This is a genomic window from Micromonospora sp. CA-248089 (assembly GCF_050948515.1).
Lineage (GTDB): Bacteria > Actinomycetota > Actinomycetes > Mycobacteriales > Micromonosporaceae > Micromonospora.
On sequence record NZ_CP192016.1, the window covers coordinates 2,705,247 to 2,727,153 of the forward strand.

General features: G+C 73.6%; 17 protein-coding genes. 11 read left to right on the top strand and 6 right to left on the bottom strand.

The genetic code is table 11. From position 1 onward, the window contains the following. The first annotated feature begins 88 nt into the window (after window positions 1–88). Window positions 89–559 carry a hemerythrin domain-containing protein gene (locus ACQP26_RS12820; protein WP_269706764.1) on the top strand — a complete coding sequence of 157 codons (471 nt, stop codon included), beginning with the start codon at window positions 89–91 and terminating at the stop codon, window positions 557–559. A gap of 52 nt (window positions 560–611) precedes the next feature. Here ACQP26_RS12820 and ACQP26_RS12825 read toward each other — a convergent pair whose 3' ends face one another. Then, window positions 612–1,472 carry a hypothetical protein gene (locus tag ACQP26_RS12825; RefSeq protein WP_269706763.1) on the bottom strand — a complete coding sequence of 287 codons (861 nt, stop codon included), beginning with the start codon at window positions 1,470–1,472 and terminating at the stop codon, window positions 612–614. A 355-nt stretch (window positions 1,473–1,827) separates the two neighbouring features. Here ACQP26_RS12825 and ACQP26_RS12830 point away from each other — a divergent pair, with 355 nt between their 5' ends. From ACQP26_RS12830 to ACQP26_RS12850, 5 genes are all read left to right on the top strand, one after another. Next, window positions 1,828–3,444, top strand: a complete 1,617-nt coding sequence (locus ACQP26_RS12830; RefSeq protein WP_281578165.1) for a cellulose-binding domain-containing protein — start codon at window positions 1,828–1,830, stop codon at window positions 3,442–3,444. Between the two features lie 202 nt (window positions 3,445–3,646). Next, the gene (locus tag ACQP26_RS12835) at window positions 3,647–4,456 is read left to right on the top strand and encodes an ABC transporter ATP-binding protein (RefSeq protein WP_269707115.1); all 810 of its coding nucleotides are present in this window, start codon (window positions 3,647–3,649) and stop codon (window positions 4,454–4,456) included. 28 nt (window positions 4,457–4,484) lie between these two features. Further along, entirely contained in the window at window positions 4,485–5,474 is a 990-nt protein-coding gene (locus ACQP26_RS12840) for an ABC transporter substrate-binding protein (RefSeq protein ID WP_269706761.1), read from the top strand. Between the two features lie 5 nt (window positions 5,475–5,479). Then, the gene (locus tag ACQP26_RS12845; RefSeq protein WP_433496134.1) at window positions 5,480–7,582 is read left to right on the top strand and encodes an iron ABC transporter permease; all 2,103 of its coding nucleotides are present in this window, start codon (window positions 5,480–5,482) and stop codon (window positions 7,580–7,582) included. 45 nt (window positions 7,583–7,627) lie between these two features. Next, window positions 7,628–8,530, top strand: a complete 903-nt coding sequence (locus ACQP26_RS12850) for a siderophore-interacting protein (RefSeq protein WP_269706760.1) — start codon at window positions 7,628–7,630, stop codon at window positions 8,528–8,530. A gap of 54 nt (window positions 8,531–8,584) precedes the next feature. On the opposite strand, the gene ACQP26_RS12855 is transcribed toward ACQP26_RS12850, so the two are convergent. Genes ACQP26_RS12855 through ACQP26_RS12870 form a run of 4 tightly spaced genes read right to left on the bottom strand, consistent with a single transcriptional unit; the run spans window position 8,585 to window position 13,803 of the window. Then, window positions 8,585–10,369, bottom strand: a complete 1,785-nt coding sequence (locus ACQP26_RS12855) for an IucA/IucC family protein (protein ID WP_269706759.1) — start codon at window positions 10,367–10,369, stop codon at window positions 8,585–8,587. After that, window positions 10,366–10,950 (bottom strand): GNAT family N-acetyltransferase, encoded by a 585-nt coding sequence (locus ACQP26_RS12860; RefSeq protein WP_433495826.1) that lies wholly within the window; start codon window positions 10,948–10,950, stop codon window positions 10,366–10,368. Before ACQP26_RS12860 ends, ACQP26_RS12855 begins: the two co-directional genes overlap by 4 nt. Next, window positions 10,947–12,221, bottom strand: coding sequence for a lysine N(6)-hydroxylase/L-ornithine N(5)-oxygenase family protein (locus tag ACQP26_RS12865; protein ID WP_433495827.1), 1,275 nt, complete (start codon window positions 12,219–12,221; stop codon window positions 10,947–10,949). The genes ACQP26_RS12860 and ACQP26_RS12865 overlap by 4 nt, the downstream gene beginning before the upstream one ends. A gap of 25 nt (window positions 12,222–12,246) precedes the next feature. Next, entirely contained in the window at window positions 12,247–13,803 is a 1,557-nt protein-coding gene (locus ACQP26_RS12870) for a pyridoxal phosphate-dependent decarboxylase family protein (RefSeq protein WP_269706757.1), read from the bottom strand. A gap of 228 nt (window positions 13,804–14,031) precedes the next feature. On the opposite strand from ACQP26_RS12870, the gene ACQP26_RS12875 reads away from it, so the two are divergent. Both ACQP26_RS12875 and ACQP26_RS12880 read left to right on the top strand, forming a co-directional pair. After that, window positions 14,032–16,068 carry a penicillin acylase family protein gene (locus tag ACQP26_RS12875; RefSeq protein ID WP_433495828.1) on the top strand — a complete coding sequence of 679 codons (2,037 nt, stop codon included), beginning with the start codon at window positions 14,032–14,034 and terminating at the stop codon, window positions 16,066–16,068. After that, window positions 16,065–16,622, top strand: coding sequence for a GNAT family N-acetyltransferase (locus ACQP26_RS12880; RefSeq protein WP_269706755.1), 558 nt, complete (start codon window positions 16,065–16,067; stop codon window positions 16,620–16,622). The genes ACQP26_RS12875 and ACQP26_RS12880 overlap by 4 nt, the downstream gene beginning before the upstream one ends. Window positions 16,623–16,634: 12 nt before the next feature. On the opposite strand, the gene ACQP26_RS12885 is transcribed toward ACQP26_RS12880, so the two are convergent. Beyond that, window positions 16,635–18,866 (bottom strand): hypothetical protein, encoded by a 2,232-nt coding sequence (locus ACQP26_RS12885; protein WP_433495829.1) that lies wholly within the window; start codon window positions 18,864–18,866, stop codon window positions 16,635–16,637. A gap of 172 nt (window positions 18,867–19,038) precedes the next feature. On the opposite strand from ACQP26_RS12885, the gene ACQP26_RS12890 reads away from it, so the two are divergent. From ACQP26_RS12890 to ACQP26_RS12900, 3 genes are read left to right on the top strand one after another with little or no spacing between them, the layout of a single operon-like run. Further along, window positions 19,039–19,743, top strand: coding sequence for a DUF1223 domain-containing protein (locus ACQP26_RS12890; RefSeq protein ID WP_433495830.1), 705 nt, complete (start codon window positions 19,039–19,041; stop codon window positions 19,741–19,743). Beyond that, entirely contained in the window at window positions 19,740–20,642 is a 903-nt protein-coding gene (locus ACQP26_RS12895; protein ID WP_433495831.1) for a redoxin, read from the top strand. Before ACQP26_RS12890 ends, ACQP26_RS12895 begins: the two co-directional genes overlap by 4 nt. 22 nt (window positions 20,643–20,664) lie before the next feature. Continuing rightward, window positions 20,665–21,894 (top strand): epoxide hydrolase family protein, encoded by a 1,230-nt coding sequence (locus ACQP26_RS12900; protein ID WP_433495832.1) that lies wholly within the window; start codon window positions 20,665–20,667, stop codon window positions 21,892–21,894. The last annotated feature ends 13 nt before the right edge of the window (window positions 21,895–21,907 follow it).

A 21,907-nucleotide genomic window follows, 5' to 3' on the forward strand; every position in this document is an offset into this window, starting at 1 on the left:
CGTGCCGGTGGCAGACCGTGTCAGGCATGGAGGCGCCGGATCGAAGGGAGCACGACGATGACACTCGTCGTCCCTTCGCCCTCGCCTCATGGCTGAGGGCGAACAGACCAGGCTGGTGGCCTGGAGCCGGGAGATGCGGGCCGTGCACGAGCGGCTGCGCGAGGCGCTGGAGGTGACCCGGCAGGCGCTGGCCGACGGTGAGCCGGCCCGTCCCGCGACGCGTGACCTGCTGTTGTTCTGCCACGGGTTCTGCGCGGCGCTGACCGCGCATCACGAGGGCGAGGACCACAGCCTCTTCCCGGCGATCGCGACGCGGCATCCCGGGTTGCGCGACACGCTGGACCGATTGCGGCAGGACCACTCGATGATCGGGTACCTGCTGACCGGCCTGAGCGCGGCGGTGGCCCGCGACGCCCCGCCCGGGGAACTGGCCCGGCACCTGGAGGGGGTGGCGGCGGTCATGGAGTCGCACTTCCGGTACGAGGAGCGCAGCCTGCTCACCGTGCTGGAGACGCTCACCCTGAACGCCGACCCGGGGGACGTGTTCGGGCCGTTGTGAGCACGGTCGCGGCCCGGCGGGATGCGCACCGCCGGGCCGCGACCGGGCCGGATCAGTTCAGGCCGCAGGTGGCGAACCCGTCCAGGTTCGGCCGCTGCGCGCCGACCCGGTTGAACGCGATCTCGATGCGGTCGAGCGCCGCGACGCGCTTGCTGCGCAACGGGCCGAGGACGGCGTTGTCGATGAACGCCGGTCCGCCCTCGGGGCGTACCGCGAGCTGGGCGAGGCGGGCGTTGGCCTCGGTGATCTGCTTGTCCAGCGTGGCCAGTTCGGCCTGCACCTGACCGGCGGCCGACGCCGGAACGGCGGGCAGCGCGACCCGGGGGCAGTTGACGGTCCGCGCCGCACCGCCGGCGTTGCCGTTCTGGCCGCCCGCGTTGCCGTTCTGACCCCCGGCGTTGCCGTTGCCGTTACCGGCCTGCCCGTTGCCGTTGCCGTTGCCGGCCTGGCCGGCGCCACCGTTGACGGCGCTCGGCACGCCCGGGGCGTTGAGCGTGCAGGTCGCCAGCGCGTCCAGGTCCGGCCGCTGCGCGCCGATTCGGTTGAAGGCGATCTCGATGCGGTCGAGCACGGCGACGCGCTTGCTGCGCAGCGGGCCGAGGATGGCGTTGTCGATGAACGCCGGTCCGCCCTCGGGGCGTACCGCCTGCCGGGCCAGCCGCTCGTTCTGCCGGACGATCTCCTGGTCCAGGTTGGCCAGTTCCCGTTCCACCTGGGCCGACGCCGCCGCGGGGACGGCGGGCAGCTTGTCGCGTACGGTCGGGCAGTTCACGGTCTGCGCGGCGGCAGTGGTAGCCGGGCGGTTGTTCTCGCCCGCCGACGCCAGTTGCAGTCCGCCGGCGAACAGCAGCGCCGCGAGGGCGCCCACCCCGCCGAGCTTCAGGACCGCGGTCTTGCGCGTACCCCTGGCCATGCACCTCTCCTCTGGTTGACCGGGAGGGCGGGTGCGGCGACCGCCGCGCCGCCTCCGCGGTGCGAAGTGACGACTGGAGGAATCGTGCTCGTGCCCGCTCCGGCATCGCGGTTCCGGCCGATGTTCCCGTCGGCAGTGGATACGGACGGTGCGGCGAGATCGTTCAGCGTCGGCCGAGGTTTGACCGTATCGACGCCCGTCGTTAGGCTGCGCTGAAAGCGCTTACTGAGCGGGAGGCGTGAGCGTTCGTCCGTGGCGACACGGACGTCCGGGCGACAAGGCCCGCCCTGACACCGACCGGGCATCGGTGCCGTTGCGGCGCGGGCACTGCACCACCACCCCGGAGGAGTGCACCATGATCAACCGACACCGCCGTACGGTGTTGTGGACCTCGGCCGCGGCGACGGCCGCGCTCGCCGCGTCCGGCCTGGCCGTCGGCGCGACCGCCGCGCAGGCGGCCGCCGGCTGCCGCGTCGACTACGCCGTCACCGCGCAGTGGGGCGGCGGCTTCACCGCCAACGTCAACCTGACCAACCTCGGCGACCCGCTCGACGGCTGGGCCGTCACCTGGACCTTCGCCGCCGGGCAGACAGTCGCGCAGGCCTGGGGCGCCGAGATCACCGCCGGCGGCGCGTCCGTCCGGGCCGCGAACGTCAGCTACAACGGCAGCCTGGGCACCAACGCGAGCACGTCGTTCGGCTTCAACGGCACCTGGAACAACAGCAGCAACCCGGTGCCGTCCACGTTCGCCGTCAACGGCGTCACCTGCACCGGCGGCGTCACCCCGACCACCGGCACGCCGACCAGCGCCCCGCCGCCGAGCAGCCCGCCGCCGAGCAGCCCGCCCCCGAGCACGCCACCCCCCAGCACGCCGCCGCCGGCCGGCGGCGCGATCTACGCCGCGCCGAACGGCACCGCCGGCGCGGCCGGCACCCAGGCCAGCCCCACCACGATCGCCGCGGCGATCACCCGCGTCGGCGCCGGCGGCACGATCTACCTGCGCGGCGGCACGTACAACCTGTCCCAGACGGTCACCGTCGCCGCCGGCAACAACGGCACGTCGAGCGCCCGCAAGAACCTGTACGCCTACCCCGGCGAGACGCCGATCCTCAACTTCTCGGCGATGAGCGAGGACCCGGCCAACCGGGGACTGGCGCTCAACGCGTCGTACTGGCACGTGCGCGGGCTCGTGGTGGAGCGGGCCGGTGACAACGGCATCTTCGTCGGCGGCAGCAACAACATCATCGAGCGGACGGTGACCCGGTTCAACCGCGACACCGGGCTGCAGCTGTCCCGGATCGCCTCCAGCACGCCCCGCGACCAGTGGCCCGCCAACAACCTGATGGTCAGTGTGGAGTCGCACGACAACGCCGACTCCGACGGCGAGGACGCCGACGGCTTCGCGGCCAAGCTCACCGTCGGCGGCGGGAACGTCTTCCGGTACGCGGTGTCGCACCACAACATCGACGACGGATGGGACCTCTACACCAAGTCCGACACCGGCGCGATCGGCACGGTGACCATCGAGGACTCGCTGGCCTTCAGCAACGGCACGCTGAGCAACGGTACGCAGAACGGCAACGGCGACCGCAACGGCTTCAAGCTCGGCGGCGAGGACATCGCTGTCAACCACACCGTCCGGCGCACCATCGCGTACCGCAACGGCAAGCACGGATTCACGTTCAACCGCAACCCGGGCACGATGACCATCTCGAACAACCTGAGCATCGACAACACCGAACGCAACTTCTCGTTCGACGCCGGCACCTCGGTGTTCCGGAGCAACACCTCCTGCCGCTTCGCCGGCGGTGGCTCGAACGACAAGACCGTCGGCAACGTGGATGGCTCGAACCAGTTCTGGTCCGGCTCCAACGGCTCCCGCTGCGCCACGTACCCCGGTGCCCTGGCCTGGTCCTTTGCCGGCGACGGCCGCCTGACGGTGACCCTCGGCGGCCGGCCGGTCTCCCTCTGACGGCCCGCCCCCCGCTCGATCGATCATGAGGTTGGCGGCCGGATCGGAGATCGACGCCGCCGTCAACCTCATGATCGACCCGGGCGGGGGTGAGGGCGGGGGTGGGGGCGGGGGTGGGGTGGGGGAGGAGATCGGACCGAAGGACCGGCTTGACAGCACGATCAAGTCTTAGGTTAGCCTAACCTCCGTGACGAGCAGAACGGTGCGAGCCGACGGCTTGAGCGGCAGTGACCTGCGGCTGGGCTATCACGGCACGACGGTGGTCCACGACGCCGCCATCACGCTGCGGCCCGCGGCAGTGACCGCGTTGGTCGGCCCGAACGGCAGCGGCAAGTCGACGCTGCTGCGCGGGCTGGCCCGCCTGCACCCGCTGGAGCACGGCGAGATCGTGCTGGCCGACGGCACGCCGGCCCGGTCGCTGTCCGCCCGGGACTTCGCCCGCCGGGTGACGCTGCTCGCGCAGAGCCGCCCCACCCCCAGCGGGGTGACGGTGCGCGACGTGGTCGGGTACGGCCGGCACCCGTACCGGCAGCGGTGGCGCGCGAACGACCTCGACGGGCCGGCCGCCATCGACCGGGCCATGCGGGTCACCGGCGTCGACGCCATGGCCGCCCGGCCGGTCGACGAGCTGTCCGGCGGTGAGCTGCAACGCGTGTGGCTGGCCACCTGCCTGGCCCAGGACACCGCGATCCTGCTGCTGGACGAGCCGACCACGTTCCTGGACCTGCGCTACCAGGTGGAGATCCTCGACCTGATGCGCGAACTCGCCGACACCGCCGGCGTCGCCGTCGGTGTGGTGCTGCACGACCTCAACCAGGCGGCTGCCGTCGCCGACCAGGTCGTGCTCCTGCACGAAGGCCGGGTACGCGGTGCCGGCACGCCGCACGAGGTGTTCACCGAGGCGGCGCTCACCGAGGCCTACGGCATCCGCGTCGAGGTGACCGTCGACCCGGTCACCAACCTGCTCTCCACTCGTCCCGTCGGCCGGCACACGACCCGCGTCTGTGCCTGACCGATTCCTGCACACAGAAGAGAAACCGATGTTGCGTACCCGCATGACCCTGCTCGCCGCCGCCGCGGCCGGCGCGCTGCTGATCGCCGGCTGCGGCACCACCGAGGAGCCCGCCGCCGCACCGTCCCCCTCCGACGCCGCGTCGACCGGCCCGGTCACCGTCACCGACAGCCGGGGCAAGACCATCACCCTCAAGAGCCCCGCCACCAAGGTCGTCGGCCTGGAGTGGGGCGAGGTGGAGATGCTCGTCGGCCTCGGCGTGATGCCGGTCGGCGTGGCCGACCCCAAGGGGTACGCCACCTGGGTGACCGCCGCCCCGCTCGACCCGGGCGTCAAGGACGTCGGCACCCGGGGTGAGCCGAGCGTCGACTCCATCGTCGCCCTCCAGCCGGACCTCGTGGTGATGGAGGCCGAGCGCGGCTCCGCCGTCGTCACCCAGCTGGAGAAGTACGTCCCGGTGCTGGTCACCAAGGGCAGCGACGCCTCCGACAACATCGGCCGGATGCGCGCGGACCTGAAGATGATCGCCACCGCGACCGGTCGTACCGCCCAGGCGGACAAGCTGCTCGCCGACTTCGACGCCGCCATCGCCGACGGCAAGAAGAAGATCGCCGACGCCGGGGCGGCCGGCAAGCAGTTCGCCATCGCCGACGGCTGGAAGGAGGGCAGCACCGTCTCGATCCGGATGTTCGGCCAGGGCGCGCTCGTCTCCCAGCTCGGCATCCAGCTCGGCCTCAAGAACGCCTGGACCGGCAAGACCGACGAGATGTGGGGCCTGGGCCAGACCGACGTCGAGGGCATGAACGTCCTCAAGAGCCAGGACCTGCACTTCTTCTACAACGCCTCGGACGGCACCGACGTGTTCGCCGACGGCCTCGCCGGCAACGCGATCTGGCGCTCCCTGCCGTTCGTGCAGCAGAACAAGCTGCACAAGATGCCCAACGGCATCTGGACCTTCGGCGGCACGCTGTCCGCCAAGCAGTACATCGACGAGCTCGTCAAGGTCTACACGGCTTGAGCGCGATGACCGCCCCCGCCCCGCCGGGGCCGGCCACCAGGCCGGCCCCGGTCGGGCCGCCGCCTGCCCGGCGCAGCCGGGTCGCCGGCGCGTTCACCCTCGCCGCCGTCGTGCTCGTCGCGATCACCGCGGTGCACCTCACCCAGGGCACGTCGTCGGTGGGGGCGCTGGACCTGCTCCGGCTGCTCACCGGTGGTGACGACGAGGCCGCCCGGATCCTCGTCGCCTCCCGCCTGCCCCGGCTGCTCACCGGCCTCGCCGTCGGCGTCGCGCTCGGTTTCGCCGGCGCCGCGCTGCAGTCGACCACCCGCAACCCGCTCGCCTCGCCGGACACGCTCGCGGTCAACGCGGGCGCGCATCTGGCGATCGTCTCCACCGCCGCGTTCGGGATCGCGCTGCCGGCGCTGCCCTCGGGCGGCCTGGCGTTCTGCGGCGGCCTCGCCGCCGCCTCCCTGGTCATGCTGCTCTCGGCCGGCGGCCAGGCCGCCACCACCCGGCTCATCCTCGCCGGCTCGGCCACCGCGATGGCGCTGGCCTCGGTGACCATGCTGCTCCTGCTGCTGTTCGAGCAGTCCACCATCGGCCTGTTCGCCTGGGGCAACGGCTCGCTCGTGCAGGGCGACCTGGTCGCGTTCACCCAGCTCGCCCCCGTGATCGGGGTCGCCGCGCTGCTGCTCGTGGCGCTCGGGCACCGGCTGGACCTGCTCGCCCTCGGCGACGACACCGCCACCGTGCTCGGGCTCAACGTGCGCCGCACCCGGCTCACAGTGGTGCTGCTGGCGGTGCTGCTCTCCGCCGCGGCGGTCACCATGGCCGGGCCGATCGGCTTCGTCGGCCTCGGCGCGCCGGTGATCGTCCGACTGCTCGGCAAGTGGGTGCCCGAGGTGCACCGGCACCGGGTCCTGATGCCGCTGGCCGGCATCGTCGGCGTGGTCATCGTGCTCGGCTCCGACGTGCTGCTGCGGGCCGTGCTCGGCGGGCAGGCCGGCGTCGACGTGCCGACCGGCGTGGTGACCACGCTCTCCGGCGCGGTGCTGCTGATCTGGCTGGCCCGCCGCCACCGCGACGCCGGGCCGACCCGGCAGGCGCCGGGCGGTCACGCCGCCGTACGCTCCCGCGGCTTCGTCGCCGTGGTCATCGCGCTCTGCGCGGTCGTCGTCACCGCCGCGCTGGTGCTCGGCATGCTCTTCGGTGACACCTGGGTGCTGCTCGGCGACATCGTCAACTGGGTTCAGGGCCGCACCGGGCCGGCGTACACCTTCGTGCTGGACGCCCGCTGGCCGCGCGTCACCGCGGCGCTGCTGGCCGGCGCCGCGCTGGCCCTGGCCGGCACCACGGTGCAGGCGGTGTGCCGCAACCCGCTCGCCGAACCGGGCATCCTCGGCATCACCGGCGGCGCCGGCATCGGCGCGGTGTCGCTGCTGACGTTCGCGCCGATGGCCGGCGTGCTCGCCCTGTCCGGCGCCGCCGGACTCGGCGCCGTCGCCGCGTTCGCGCTGGTCTACGGCCTGGCGCGGCGGCGCGGGCTCAACTCCGACCGGCTGGTGCTGATCGGCTTCGCGGTCTGGCAGGGCGGTACGGCGGTCATCACGTTCATCGTGGTGTCGTCCGACCCGTGGAACACCGGCAAGGCGCTGACCTGGCTGTCCGGCTCCACCTACGGGCGTACCGCGCCGCAGGTGCTGCCGGTGGCGATCGCGCTGCTGATCGCGTTGCCGCTGGTGGCCGCCGTACGCCGCGAGCTGGACCTGCTCGCGCTCGACGACGACACGCCCCGCGTGCTCGGGGTCCGGCTGGAGCACGCCCGGCTGGTCGCGCTCGGCCTGGCGGCGATACTCACCGCCACCGCCGTGTCGGCGGTCGGCGTGATCGGCTTCGTCGGCCTGGTCGCGCCGCACGCGGCCCGCGCGCTGGTCGGCGGGCGGCACACCCGCGTCCTGCCGGTCGCGGTGCTGCTCGGCGCCACCCTGGTCAGCCTCGCCGACACGCTCGGCCGCACCGTCATCCCCCCCGCCCAGATCCCCGCCGGTCTGGTCACCGCACTGATCGGCACCCCGTACTTCGTCTGGCTGCTGTGGCGTTCCCGCGCCGCGGCAGCGGCCCGTTGACCCGTTCACCCACGAACCGCCCACCGGCCGTGAGAGGAATGACGCATGACCAGCACCTTGGCCGTCGCGCCCTGGCGAGTCTTCACCGTTGAGGTCCGCGCGCTACGGCGGCTCGGCCCGTCGTTCCTGCGGGTGACGCTCACCGGGCCGGACCTGGACCGGTTCGCCGACAACGGGTACGACCAGCGGATCAAGCTGGCCCTGCCGCCGGTCGACGGGGCGCCGGGGGAGCTGCCCGACGGGCCGGACTGGTTCCCGCGGTGGCGCGAGCTGCCGGACGGGCTGCGCAGCCCGATCCGCACGTACACGGTCCGCGCCGTGCGGCCGGAGGCGTACGAGGTGGACGTGGACATGGCGCTGCACGGCGACGGCGGCCCGGCGACCCGGTGGGCGCGGCGCGCCCGCCTCGGCGACCGGATCGCCGTGGTCGGCCCGGACGCCGGCTGGGACGGGCCGCACGGCGGCGTCGAGTTCCAGCCGCCCGCCGGGGCGACGCTGCTGCTCGCAGGCGACGAGACCGCCGCGCCGGCGATCTGCGCGATCCTGGAGCGGCTGCCCGCCGACGCGCGGGGACACGCGCTGGTGGAGGTGCCGGAGACCGGCGACGAGCTGCCCTGCGCGGCACCGGCCGGCGTCACGGTGACCTGGCTGCCCCGCGACGGCGCCCCGCACGGCAGCCGGCTCACCCCGGCCGTGACGAGCGTGGCCGGTCGCCTGGTGCAGGTACCTGTCGCGGTGGGCGCCGCGCCGCTGGCCGAGGTGGACGTGGACCGGGACATCCTCTGGGAGGTGCCGGAGCGGCCCGACGGCGCGGCGCTCTACGCCTGGCTGGCCGGGGAGGCGGCGATGATCCGCGGCCTGCGCCGCCACCTGGTCACCGAGCGGGGCATGGACCGGCGCGCGGTGGCGTTCATGGGCTACTGGCGGGCCGGTCGCGCGGAGAACTGAGACGTCCCCACCGCCGTTGAAGCGGGCCGGCGCCAGGTGCGCCGGCCCGCTTCGTCATCCGCGTGGCGCGTACGGGGCGAGCGGGTTGACCAGGGTGCCAGCGAACTGCAACGCGGCCGACGGGTCGGACAGGTCCACCATCTGCTGGTTGTTGCGCAGCTGGAGCCGGTTGAGGCAGGACAGCGTGAACTCCGGCGCGAACAGGTCGTGCCGGCGCATCCGGTCGGCCAGGTGCGGCACCGTCGCGGCGTAGTCGGCGGCACACTCGGCCACCGTGCGCCAGAACCCGTCCTGGTCCAGCACGCCCTGGGTGTGCAGGGCGGCGCTCAGGTGCCGCAGGAAACAGTCGAAGACGTCGGTGAAGATGGACAGGATCTTCTCGTCCTCGGGCACGGCGGCCCGGATCCGTCCCACCCGCTCGGGCAGGTCCGCGTCCGGGTCCATCACCACGATCTCCTCGGCGATGTCCTTGAAGACGACCCGCTCCACGGCGCCGCCGTGCAGCACCAGGATGACGTTCTCGCCGTGCGGCATGAACGCCAGGTCGTAGGCGTACAGGCTGTGCAGCAGCGGCACCAGGTAGGCGTCCAGGTAGCGGCGCAACCAGTCGGCCGGCGCCAGCCCCGACTCGTCGATCAGCGCCGCGGCGAGCGACCGCCCGTCGCGGTCCAGGTGCAGCAGCGAGGCCATGGTGGCCAGCCGCCGCCCGGGTTCCAACGCGGGGACCGGGCTCTCCCGCCAGAGCGCCGCCAGCATCTTCCGGTACGGCGAATAGCGGTCGGTCGCCGCCTCGTACTGCCGGTGGCGGTAGCCGATCGCGGCCCGCTCCCGGATGATCGACAGCCGGGTGCGCCTGAGCACCGGGTCGGCCTCGATCAGCCCGGCCAGCCAGTCGTTGATCGCGGGCGTCGCCTCCATGTACGCGGCGGACAGGCCACGCATGAAGCCCATGTTCAGCACCGACAGCGCGGTCTTGACGTAGTGCTTCGCCGGGTCGCTGACGTTGAAGAAGGTACGGATGGACTGCTGCGCGAGGTATTCGTCCGGCCCTTCGCCGAGGCAGACCAGCCGGCGCCGTGCCACCTCACCGGCGAACGTGACGGCGAGCTTGTTCCACCACTGCCACGGGTGCACCGGCACGAACAGGTAGTCGGCCGGGTCCAGGCCCAGCCCGGTGAGCGTGGCGGTGAACCCGGCCAGCGTCTGCTCGCCCAGCTCGGCCCGGACCAGCGTGTCGTAGTCCAGGTCGTCGGCGCAGGTAAACGTGGTGTGGTCGCGGTGCGCGGCGAGCCAGAGCAGCCGTACCGGCGCGGCGGCCTCCGGGGCGTACGCGTGGTATTCGTGCACGCCGAAGCCGATGCGGCCGTTGTTCGCCACGAAGCAGGGATGCCCCTCGGTCATGCCGGTCTCGATCGCCTGGAAGTCGGCGGCGGCCAGCTCGGCGGCGCTCCGCGCGGGCTTGGCCAGCTTGTACGCGGTCCCGGCCAGCGTGGAGGTGATCTCCTCCAGGTAGACCGGCAGGATCGCGTCGGTGAGACCGAGCGCGCCGCGCAGCTCCACGCACAGGTCGACGGCGTCGGGCGGCAGGTCCGCGTCGTCGCGGCGGCGCACGATGCTGTCCGGGTCGATCTGCCAGTGGTCCAGCGCCAGCCGCTGCGCGGCGAACCGGTACTCGACGGTGCCGTCGTCGCTGCGGACCAGCCACTGCCCGGGTCCGGCGGGCTCGGGGGTGATCAGGCGTTCGTGGGCGAACTCGGCGAGCGCCTTGCGCACCAGCAGCCGGTTGGCCGTCGCCCACGCCTCGGGGGTCAGGTGGTCCACGGATGCGCTGGCGTTCACGCCGGTGCCCCTTCCTCGCCTGTGGGCGCGCCGGTGGCGGCCCGGAACTGGTCCCGGGTGCAGACGCTGAGCAGCGCGTCCTTCTCGGGCTTGCGGATCGGGCCGACGACGGTGAAGCCGACGGCCGCGTTCAGTGCGTGCACGGCGGTGTTGCGCACGTCCGGCTCCACCACCACCCGGCGGGTCGCCGGGTCGGCGAACAGCCAGGCCATCACCGTGGTGATGACGGCACGGGTGAAGCCGTGCACCGGCGTGTCGGCGGGTGCGCAGAGGAAGTGCATGCCGACGTCGCCGGGCTCCGGGTCGTACAGGCCGACGAGCTCGACGTGCGCCGGGTCGTACCGTTCGGCCAGGAACGCCGGGGTGCCGCGCCACGACCCCAGGTACGCGTCGTGGTGCGGGTGGTCGGCGATGCGCCGGTACTCCGCGGCGACCGCGTCCACGTCGGCGTCCTGCATGAGCCAGAACGCGGACTTGGGATGGGTCACCCAGCGGTGCAGCAGCGCGGCGTCGGCGTCCGGGTCCAGCGGGCGCAGCGTGAACTCGCCCAGCGCGTCGTCGACGCGGGTGAAGGTGGTCATGCGGGCGCTCCGAACTCCTGGAAGGCGATCGCCTTCTCCACCGGGTAGTGCTCCCGGCCGGTCATCTCCCGGATCAGCCACGAGTTGCGGTACGGGCCCATGCCCAGGTCGGGCGAGGTGATGCTGTGGGTGTGGGTGCCGCCGTTCTGGAGGAACACGCCCCGGCCGGTGTGGTCGATGCTGTAGTTGCGGGCCACGTCGAAGCGGCCGTGCGCGTCGAAGCGCAGCCGGTCGCGTACCGGCGCGAGGAACTCCGGCACCCGGTAGTGGTAGCCGGTGGCGAGTACCAGCCCCTGCGTCTCCAGCGTGAACGCGCGGTCCAGCTCGGTGTGGCGCAGCCCGAGCCGGTAGCGGCCGTCGGCGTACGTCGCCTCGACCAGTTCGGTGTTGGTCAGCAGCCGGGTCGGCGCCGGACCGTGCAGGCTCTTGGCGTACAGCAGGTCGTAGATGTCGTTGATCAGGTCGGCGTTGATGCCCTTGAACAGTGGCTTCTGCGCCGCCTCCAGCGCGTAGCGGGTCGGCTCGGGCAGCGCGTGGAAGTAGTCCACGTAGTCCGGCGAGGTCATCTCCAGCGTCAGCTTGGTGTACTCCAGCGGGAAGAACCGGGGTGAGCGGGTCACCCAGGTGAGCTGGTAGCCGTACGTGTCGATGTCGCCGAGCAGGTCGTGGTAGATCTCGGCCGCGCTCTGGCCGCTGCCGACGATCGTGATGCTGTCCTTGGCCCGCAGCGCCTCCCGGTGCTCCAGGTAGCGCGAGTTGTGGATCAGGTCACCGCCCAGCCCGGCGCAGGCCGGCGGCAGGTACGGCGGGGTGCCGGTGCCGAGCACGAGGTGCCGGGCCCGGTGAGTGACCGGCCCGTCCGGCGTGTCCGCGTGCACCACGTACCGGTCGTCGGCCTCGTCGTGTTCGACGGCGGTGACGGTGTGCCGGAAGCGCAGGTTCGGCAGCTTGGCGGCGGCCCAGCGGCAGTAGTCGTTGTACTCGGCGCGCAGCGGGAAGAAGCTCTCCCGGATGTAGAACGGGTAGAGCCGGCCGGTCTCCTTCAGGTAGCTCAGGAACGAGTACGGCGAGGTGGGGTCCGCGAGCGTGACCAGGTCGGCGATGAACGGCGTCTGGAGCCGGGTGGACTCCAGCAGCATGCCGGGGTGCCAGTCGAAGCTGTCGCGGGCCTCCAGGAACAGCCCGTCGAGGTCGTCGATCGGTGCGGTGAGGCAGGCCAGGCCGAGGTTGTAGGGGCCCAGCCCGACGGCGATGAAGTCGTGGGTCGACATGGGGTTCTCGTTCTCCTCGACGGGGTCAGCCGACCGGGCAGGACAGCTCGGCGGCGGTCGCGGTCCGGGCGTACCAGGCGGCGTGGTCGGCGATGAGATCCAGCACGTGGGCGACATCGTCCACAGTGGTCTCGGGGTTGAGCAGGGTGAGCTTCAGGTGGTGGGCGCCGTCGACCCGGGTCCCGGCGACCAGTGCCGCGCCGGAGGCGGCGAGCGCGTCGCGGGCGTGCAGGTTGGCCTCGTCGACCAGGTCGGGGGCGAGGCCGGGGGGCCGGTAGCGGAAGACCACCGTGCTCAGCTGCGACGGGGCGGCCACCTCGAACCGCGGGTCGGCGTCGAGCCGCCGCCACGCCTGCGCCGCGAGGTCGACGACCTGGTCGAACAGCGCGCCGATCGCGTCCGGCCCCATGATCCGCAGGGTCAGCCAGAGCTTGCAGGCGTCGAACCGGCGAGTGGTCTGGATACTCTTGTCGACCTGGTTCGGGATGCCCTGCTCGACCGCCCGGGCCGGGTTGAGGTAGTCGGCGTGCCAGGTGGCGTGGCGCAGCGTCCGGCCGTCGCGGACCAGCAGCGCGCTGGAGCTGACCGGCTGGAAGAACGACTTGTGGTAGTCCACAGTCACCGACGCGGCCCGCTCGATGCCGTCGAGCAGGTGCCGGCGGGTGGGGGAGACCAGCAGCCCGCAGCCGTACGCGGCGTCGACGTGCAGCCAGACGCCCGCGCCGGCGCAGATGTCGGCGATCTCCGGCAGCGGGTCGACGGTGCCGAAGTCGGTGGTGCCGGCGGTGGCGACGACGGCCATCACCACGCGGCCGTCGCGACGGCAGCTGTCGATCACGCGGGCCAGCTCGTCGGTGCGCATCCGGCGGTTCGCGTCGGTGGGCACGGTGAGCACCGCGTCGGCGGCCAGTCCGAGCAGCTTGGCGGCCTTCTGCACGCTGAAGTGCCCGGCCGCGGAGGTGATGATCCGCAGCCGGGACAGCACCGCCGGCCGGTCCGGCCGGCCGTCGGCGCCGCCCACCACCCGGCGGTACGCCTCCTCGCGTGCCAGCAGCAGCGCCTGGAGGTTCGACTGGGTGCCGCCGCTGGTGAAGACCCCGTCGGCGGCCGGTCCCAGCCCGATGCGCCCGGCCGTCCACTCGATCAGCCGCCGCTCCATCAGCGTCGCGCCGGCGCTCTGGTCCCAGGTGTCCAGTGAGGAGTTGACGGCGCTGAGCACCGCCTCCCCGAGCAGCGCCGGGATGACCACCGGGCAGTTGAGGTGGGCCAGGTAGCGCGGGTGGTGGAAGTACACGGCGTCGCGCAGCCACACGTCGTGCAGCTCGTCCAGGGCGGCGTCGGTGTCGCCCAGCGGCCGGTCCAGGTCGATGCCGCCGATGAGCGGCGCCAGTTCGTCGGGCGTGACGCCGGTGAACGGCGCGTCCACCTCGGCCACCCGGCGGGCGACCCGGTCGACGCCGCGGGCGAGCACGTCCCGGTACCGCCCGAGCGAGCCGGCGTTGAACAGGTGGCCGCGTGCCTCGGCGGCGGTGCGGCCGGTGTCGGTGGGCGCGGCGCCGGTCGGGCTCCCGATCGAACTCATGCGACTTCCCAGCGGTCGTGCGGACAGGGCGCGCGGTCAGAGCCGCGGCGATCAGGTTAGGTTAGGCTGGCCTAACAAGCAAGCGCGACTCGGCCTGTTTTGTCCCGCATGTACCACCGGTTGGCGACGTCCGCCTGTCGCGGTAAGGTCGCCGTCGGTTAGGGGAGGTTATCCTAAGTTGACGATCGAATGGAACCACCGCCGGGCGCACCCGGGCGGGGCACGACGATGACACGCGTCGATCGCGATCCGTGGGGCGTGCCGCAGCTGCAGGCCGGCGACGTCGACACGCTCGCGCGCCTGCAGGGGCGTGTCGCGGCGACGGACCGGGCCTGGCAGATCAGCGTCGAACGCTGGCGCGCCGAAGGGCGCCTCTCCGCCCACGTCGGCCCGGCCGAGCTGGCGTGGGACCGGTTCGCCCGCCGCGTACGGCTGGACGACACCGCCCGGCGCTGCTACGAACGGCTGGACCCGGACACCCGGCGCTGGGTCGAGGCGTACGTCGACGGGGTCAACTCCGGACTCGCCGAGGGCGCCGCCGGCGCACCCGAGTTCGCCGCCACCGGCACCGCACCCGAACCCTGGCACCCCTGGTCGCCGCTCGGCGTGTTCCTCGTCCAGCACGTGCTGTTCTCCACGTTCCCGAACAAGCTCTGGCACGCGCACGTGGCCCGCACGCTCGGCCCCGAGGCGGCCGGACTGTTCGCGGTCGAGGGACCGGCGTCGGCGGGCAGCAACGCCTGGGCGCTGCCCGCCGACCCGGCCACCGGACGCGGCCCGGTGATCGCCGGTGACCCGCACCGGCTGCTCGAACTACCCGGCGTCTACCAGCAGGTCCGGCTGACCTGCCCGGAGTTCGACGTGGTCGGTCTCGCCTTCCCCGGCGTACCCGGCGTGCCGCACTTCGGCCACACCGGGCACGTGGCCTGGGCCGTCACCAACGCGATGGCCGACTACCAGGACCTCTACCGCGAGCGGCTGCGCCGCGACGGCGACCGCGTGCTGGTGCGCGACGCCGACGGCTGGACGCCCGCCACGCGCCACGTCGAGGAGATCGAGGTCCGCGGCGGCGCCCCGGAGACCGTCGAGGTGATCGAGACGCCCCGCGGCCCGGTGATCGACCACGACCGGGTCACCGGCGAGGCGATCGCTCTGCGTACCCCGAGCCGGGTCGAGGTCCGCCTCGGCTTCGAGGCGCTGCTGCCGCTGCTGCGCGCCCGGCGTACGGACGACGTGGCCGACGCGCTGCGGCACTGGGTCGAGCCGGTCAACAGCGTGCTCGCCGCCGACACCCGGGGCAGTGTCCGCCGCCTGGTCGCCGGCCTGGTCCCGGTACGCGACGAGCGGTGCCGCCGGGAGCCCGTGCCGGCCTGGGAACCGGACTACCGGTGGCGGGGCGACTACCTGCCGCTCGTGGACGAACCGGTCGACGGCGCGGCGGTGTGCGCGAACGACCGCCGCGACGACGTGGCCGCACACGGCACCGACTTCGCCCCGCCGCACCGGGCCCGCCGGATCCGGGAGCTGCTCGCCCAGGACGCCGAACCGTCCACCGTGCACACCGACGACCGGCTTCCGGCCGGCCCGCTGTACCGGCTCCTCGACCGGCTCGACCCCGGCCGGCTCGACGAACCCGCCCGCGCGCTGCTGCTGCGGCTGCGCGGCTGGGACCGCGTGATGGCGGCGGGCTCGGCCGAGGCGGGCGCGTACGCGGCGTGGCGGGCGGCGCTGGCCCGGCGGCTGCGCGTACACCCGAGGTTGCGCGCCCTCGACGAGCCGTGCGGGTTCGACGAGCTGTTCGCACCGTGGACCGACCCGGCGGCCCGGATCGGCCTGGCGCTGGACCACCTCGCGGCCGGGTTCGACCTCGCGGAACCGGCCGCCGAGGCGCTGGCCGAGGTGGCCGCCGGCCCGCCGCCCGGTGCGTGGGGCAGCCGGCACCTGCTGCACCCGGTGCACCTGGGCGTCGCCCCCGCGGTCACCGACGCGGTGGCGGCGATGCGGCAGCGGGTGGCGCTGGCCGGTGACACGGACTGCGTGCTGGCCACGTCCAGCGTGCCGGGCATCTCCGACGCCTGCTGGCGCGGCCCGGTCGCCCGCTACGTGTGGGACCTGACCGACCGGGCGGCCAGCCGCTGGATCGTCCCGTTCGGCGCCTCCGGGCGCCCCGGCGACGCGCACTTCGCCGACCAACTGCCCCACTGGGCCGCCGGGACGCTGATCCCGGTGCCCGCCGGCCCCCTGACGGGAGACGAGACGACGTGATCCACCTGGAGCGCATCCCCGGCCTCGGCGAGCTGGCGCTGGAGCCGGTACGCCCCGACCGGGACGCCGGCCTGCTGCACGGCTGGGTGATCCGGCCCCGCAACCGGTTCTGGGGCATGGGCTCGCACACGGTCGACGAGGTACGCGAGATCTACGCGTTCGTCGACGGGCTGGACACCCACCACGCGTACCTGATCCGGCTCGACGGCGAGCCGATCGGGCTGTTCCAGACCTACCAGCCGGAGGCGGACCCGGTCGGCGAGCGCTACCCGGTGCAGCCCGGCGACGTGGGCACGCACCTGCTGCTCGACCCGCCCCGGCGGTACCCGCGCGGCGTGACCGGTGCGGTCTTCCCGGCCCTGGTCCGGTTCCTGCTGCGCGACCCGGCCGCGCGCCGGGTGGTGGTCGAGCCGGACGTGCGCAACGACGCGATGCTGCGCCGGCTGCGGATCGAGGGGTTCACGCTCGGCGACGAGATCGACATGCCGGACAAGCGGGCGAGGCTGGCGTTCCTCACCCGGGAACGGTTCGAGGCGGACCACCCGCCCGCGTGACGCCCGCCCGCGTCAGGGCTCGACGGCGTCGGCGCGCAGCCGGCCGGCCAGGTCCCGCACCGTCTCGGCGTACGCCGGGTCGTCCTCGGACGGGAGGTGACCCTTGATCGGCGGCGGGACGCTGTCCCAGGGCGGGGCCACCAGGCCCTCCGGATCCCGGAGACGGCGGTCCACTGTCGCCTCCGGCCCGGTGACGCGGGCCGGCTCGTCCGCGCGGTGCGGGGAGAAGATCCATCCGCCCAGCGCGTCGGTGTCCCGCCACAGGTTGCGCCACCGCCAGCCGACCCGCCCGCCGATCCCGCGCAGCATGTCGTCGCCGACGTAGGCGGGGAACAGCCGGGCGTAGAGCCGGCGCAGCGGTGAGCTGTAGGTGAGCAGGGCGACCCGCGCGCTGATCTCCGCCGGTAGTTGCAGGACGGTGGCGGCGACCAGCACCGAGCCGTGGCTGTAGCCGGCCAGCAGGACCCCGTTGCCGCTGCGCACCAGGTACGTGACGCGCCGGGCCAGCTCCGGCACGGCCCGCTCGGCGTAACAGGGCGGTGCGAACGGGTGCGCGGCCCGGGGCCAGAACGTGGCGAGGTCGAAGAGCACGCCCACGTGGTGGCGGAACCCGGGGCTGCGGTAGGCGAAGATCCCGGCGACCACCAGGCCGAGCACCGCGGCCGAGATCGCCACCCCGCCCACCTCGATGCCGAACATGACCAGCTCGGCCGGGATGTGCGTGCGCCGTTCCAGAGCCACGCCCGGCTCGGGGTGGACCAGCGCCATCGCGGTGGTCGCGGCGCCCGCGCCGGCCATGACGGCGAACAGCACCGCCAGGGGCACCAGCAGGTCGGTGAACCGGGCGCGGACGATCATCGTCCGGACCTGCCGCAGCCGGGGCGCCGCCTCGGCCGGGGGCGCCGGGAAGTCCCGCTCGACGATCGCCTGGGCGGCGCGTGTCCGGCCACGCCGGGACACCAGTGCCACCACGGCGGCGGCCACCAGCGTGACCAGCAACGCGCGGAAGAAGCCGTAGATCGCCCAGGTGTACGCGCGCGCCGGCCCCGGAATGTCGTCCGCCGGGGACACGCCCCGGTCCAGCAGGTCGGCGGTGCGCTGGACCAGCTCGGCGGAGTACGCGACGGCGAGCCCGCCCGCCGCCGCGGCGACCACGAGCGCGCCGAGCCCGTTCGGCGGCTGGTGGCCGCGTGCCCGCAGGCGGTGCCAGATCAGCACGGCGCCCAGGGCGCCGAGCAGGACGGCGTGCGTGGACAGCAGCCAGGTCAGGATCGAGCCGTAGCCGGGCAGCCCGCCGCCGGTACGCCAGCGGGTGGGGGCGAACAGCAGGTACCCGGCCACCACGACGGTGAGGCCGATCGCGGTGGCGCGCAGCACCCGGGCGACCCGGTCGCGTCGCGGGTCGGTGGGTGCCCGGTCGACGAGCGGCGGAACGCAGACCAGGACGACGCAGGCGAGCAGGACCGCGCCGGTGACCGCGAGTAGCACCGCCACCGTGGGCGGAACACCCTGCGCGGCCCGGGCGGCGAGGAGGCAGGCGTCGAGCACGGCGAAGGCCGCCGCGATGTGGATCGAGCGCAGCCGGCCCATCAACGGTTCGGTGTCCCACTGGCCGATCGTGCTCAGCGGAGGCCCGGCGGACGCCCGCTCCGGCGCCCGGAACGCGGTGAACGAGCGCCCCGGCCGCCGGGCGCCCCACCAGACCAGGCTCACCGCGGCGGTCGGCACCAGCGCCAGCACCACGAGCCGCAGCCCCACCGGCCGCCCGCCCATCCAGGACAGCCATTCGCGGTCGGCGATGCAGGCCGGGACGGACAGGCACTGCCAGGCCACCAGGTCCAGCGCGACCCCGGCGCCGGAGAGCACGTACAGCCCGGTCAGGCTCAGCCCCAGCACCCGGCACAGCGCCCGCACCACCACGCCGCCGACCGCGTCCACCGGCCGCATCCACACGGCCACGTTGAGCAGCATGAAGGGCATCAGGAACAACAGCGAGAGGGTACGCAGGGCAGTGCCGGACGGCAGGTCGTTCCACTGGTACGCCTCGAGCGTCACGCCGCCCGCTCCGCGGTCGTCGACCAGGTCCGGACGGGGACGGTAGAAGCCGGCGCTGCGGTCGCCCGCGACCTGCCGGACCAGCGGCCGGTCCAGCACCTCGGCGGCGCCGCCCGCCGAGACACCGTGCACCCGTAGCTCCACCACCTCGCCCGACGGGGCCTGTGCCCGCCCTGGTCCAGCCGTCATCGACCCTCCGCGACTCCCGGCCGCCCACGCCGCCTGCACGGCCCGCCCTCGGGTGGCGCACCGGCCTACCCGGCCGGGGCGTGGGCAAACGCCCGCACGGCCCGGCGGGCGGCCCGTTCGAAGCCGGGCCGGCCGGGTAACCGCGGGCGGACGTCGGAGGAAGGGAGCCCGCATGACCGGCGCATCGCCCCCGCGCGACGGCTTCGCCGTCGTGGAGATGTTCACCTCCCAGGGCTGCGACAGCTGCCCGCCCGCGGAGGAGGTGCTGTCCGCCATCGACCGGGACGCGCGTGAGCGTGGGGAGCGGATCTACACGCTCGGCTTCCACGTCGACTACTGGGACCACCTGGGCTGGGCCGACCCGTACGGCGCGCAGGCTCACACGCTGCGGCAGGAGCGGTACGCGCGGGCGCTGCGCTCCGGCGGGCTCTACACGCCGCAGATGATCGTCAACGGGACGGTCGAGTTCGTCGGGTCGGACCGCCGGCAGGCCACCTCGGCGATCGACGCCGCGCTGGCCGCGTCGTCCGGCACCCCGGTGGCGCTGTCCGTGGTGACGGCCGACGCCGGCCATGTGGTGCTCGACTACGAGACCGGCGCGCTGCCCGAGCAGGCCCGGCTGAACGTGGCGGTGGTGGAGCGCGGCCTGGAGAACGACGTCCCCCGGGGCGAGAACGCCGGGCGGCGGCTGCGCCAGGACACCGTGGTGCGCGCGTTCTGCTCCACCGAGTGCAACGGTGAGCGGGGCCGGATGGAGATCGACGTGCCGGCGGCACCCGACCCGCGTCGCACCTCGGTCGTCGGATACGTGCAGCAGGGCGACCGGGCGGTGGTCGGCGCCACGGGCGTCGACCTCGGCGACGGGAGCCACGGGTGACGCGGGCCGCGGTGGCGACCCGGCTGCCGCCGATCGACGTCCGCCGCTGGGTGAACTCCGCGCCGCTGATGCCGGAGGACCTGCGCGGACGCGTGGTGCTCGTCGACGTCTGGGAGTACACGTGCGTGAACTGGATCCGTACCGCCCCGTACGTGCGGGCGTGGCACCGCGACTACCGCGACCTGGGTCTCACGGTGATCGGCGCGCACGCGCCGGAGTTCGGGTTCGGCCGGCTGCCGGAGAACATCGACCGGGCGATCCGCGACCACGGACTCACCTACCCGATCGCGATCGACGACGACTACACGTTCTGGCGCGCCCTGCGAAACGACGCCTGGCCGGCGAAGTACCTGTTCGACGCCGACGGGCGGCTGGCCGACCGCTGGGTCGGCGAGGGCGACTACGACCGCACCGAGACACTGATCCGGCGGCTGGTCGAGGCCGCCGCGCCCGCGACCGCGCTGCCACCGGTCACCCCGGAGGTGACCGCGTTCGTGACCACCCCGCAGCCCACGTACGCCGGGCTCACGCCCGAGACCTACCTCGGCGCTGATCGGGGCGTGCCCGGCACGTACGCGCTGCGCGGCGACTGGCGGGTCGAGGGCGAGTACGTCGAGGCGGCCGCTGCCGACGCCGAACTGGTCCTGCCGTTCACCGCCGGCGAGGTGAACCTGGTGGCCGACCCGGGACCGGCGGGACCGGCCGGGGTTCGGATGCTGCTGGACGGGAAACCGGCCGCTGAGGCGCGCGGCGCCGACGTGGGCCCGGACGACCGGGCCCGGGTCGACCGGGCGGCCATGATCCGGCTGATCGACGGCGCGCCGCCGGGGGAGCACCGGCTCACCCTGCGCGCCGAGCGGCCCGGTCTGCGCGCGTACGTCTTCACGTTCGGCCCCTGACCCGACCCGAGGAGGACAACCCGTGGCCGTCAAGACCATGACGCCGACGCGTACCGGCGCCGACATCCGCGAGTTCCGCATCGACGTGCCGGAGGCCGACCTGGCGGACCTGCGGGCCCGGCTCGCGGCCACCCGCTGGCCGGAGCGGCAGACGGTGGACGACCAGTCGCAGGGCGTGCCGCTGGAGACCAGCCAGGCGCTCGCCCGCTACTGGGCCACCGAGTACGACTGGCGCAGGGTCGAGGCGCGGCTGAACGACCTGCCGAACTTCGTCACCGAGATCGACGGCCTGGACATCCACTTCATCCACGTGCGCTCGCCGCACGCCGACGCGCTGCCGCTGATCGTCACGCACGGCTGGCCGGGGTCGGTGATCGAACAGCTGAAGATCATCAGCCCGCTCACCGACCCGACGGCACACGGCGGCAGCGCCTCGGACGCGTTCCACCTGGTGATCCCGTCGATGCCCGGTTACGGCTTCTCCGGCAAGCCGGACCGGCCCGGCTGGGACCCGCAGCACATCGCCCGCGCCTGGACCGAGCTGATGCGGCGGCTGGGCTACACCCGCTTCGTGGCCCAGGGCGGCGACTGGGGCGCGCTGATCACCGACATGCTCGGCGTGCAGGCGCCGCCGGAGCTGGCCGGCATCCACACGAACATGCCCTGCGTGGTGCCGCCGGACATCGACGCGTTGCTGCAGAGTGGCATCACCGGCGTGAACAACCCCCTCGCGCAGCTGCCGGCCGGGCTCTCGGACGAGGAGCGGGCCGCCTGCGAGCGGATCGACTTCTTCTGGAAGCACTCCGCGTACGCGCTGATCATGACCACCCGTCCGGAGACGCTGACGGCGCTCGCCGACTCGCCGGCCGGGCTGGCGACGTTCATGCTCGACCACGACGCGGCGAGCCTGGACCTGATCTGCGCCGCCTTCGCGGGCCGGCCGGGCGGCCTGAGCCGCGACGACATCCTGGACAACGTCACGCTCTACTGGCTGACGAACACGGGGGTGTCCTCGGCCCGGCTGTACGCGCAGAATGCGCTGTCGTTCTTCGCCGCCAAGGGCGTCCAGGTGCCGGCGGCGGTGAGCCAGTTCCCGGACGAGATCCTGCTCGCGCCGCGTAGCTGGGCGGAGCGGGCGTACCCGAACCTGATTCACTACAACCAGTTGGACCGGGGTGGGCACTTCGCCGCCTGGGAGCAGCCGGAGTTGTTCGCGCAGGAGATGCGGGCGGCCTTCCGGTCGCTGCGCTGACTCCACGACGGAT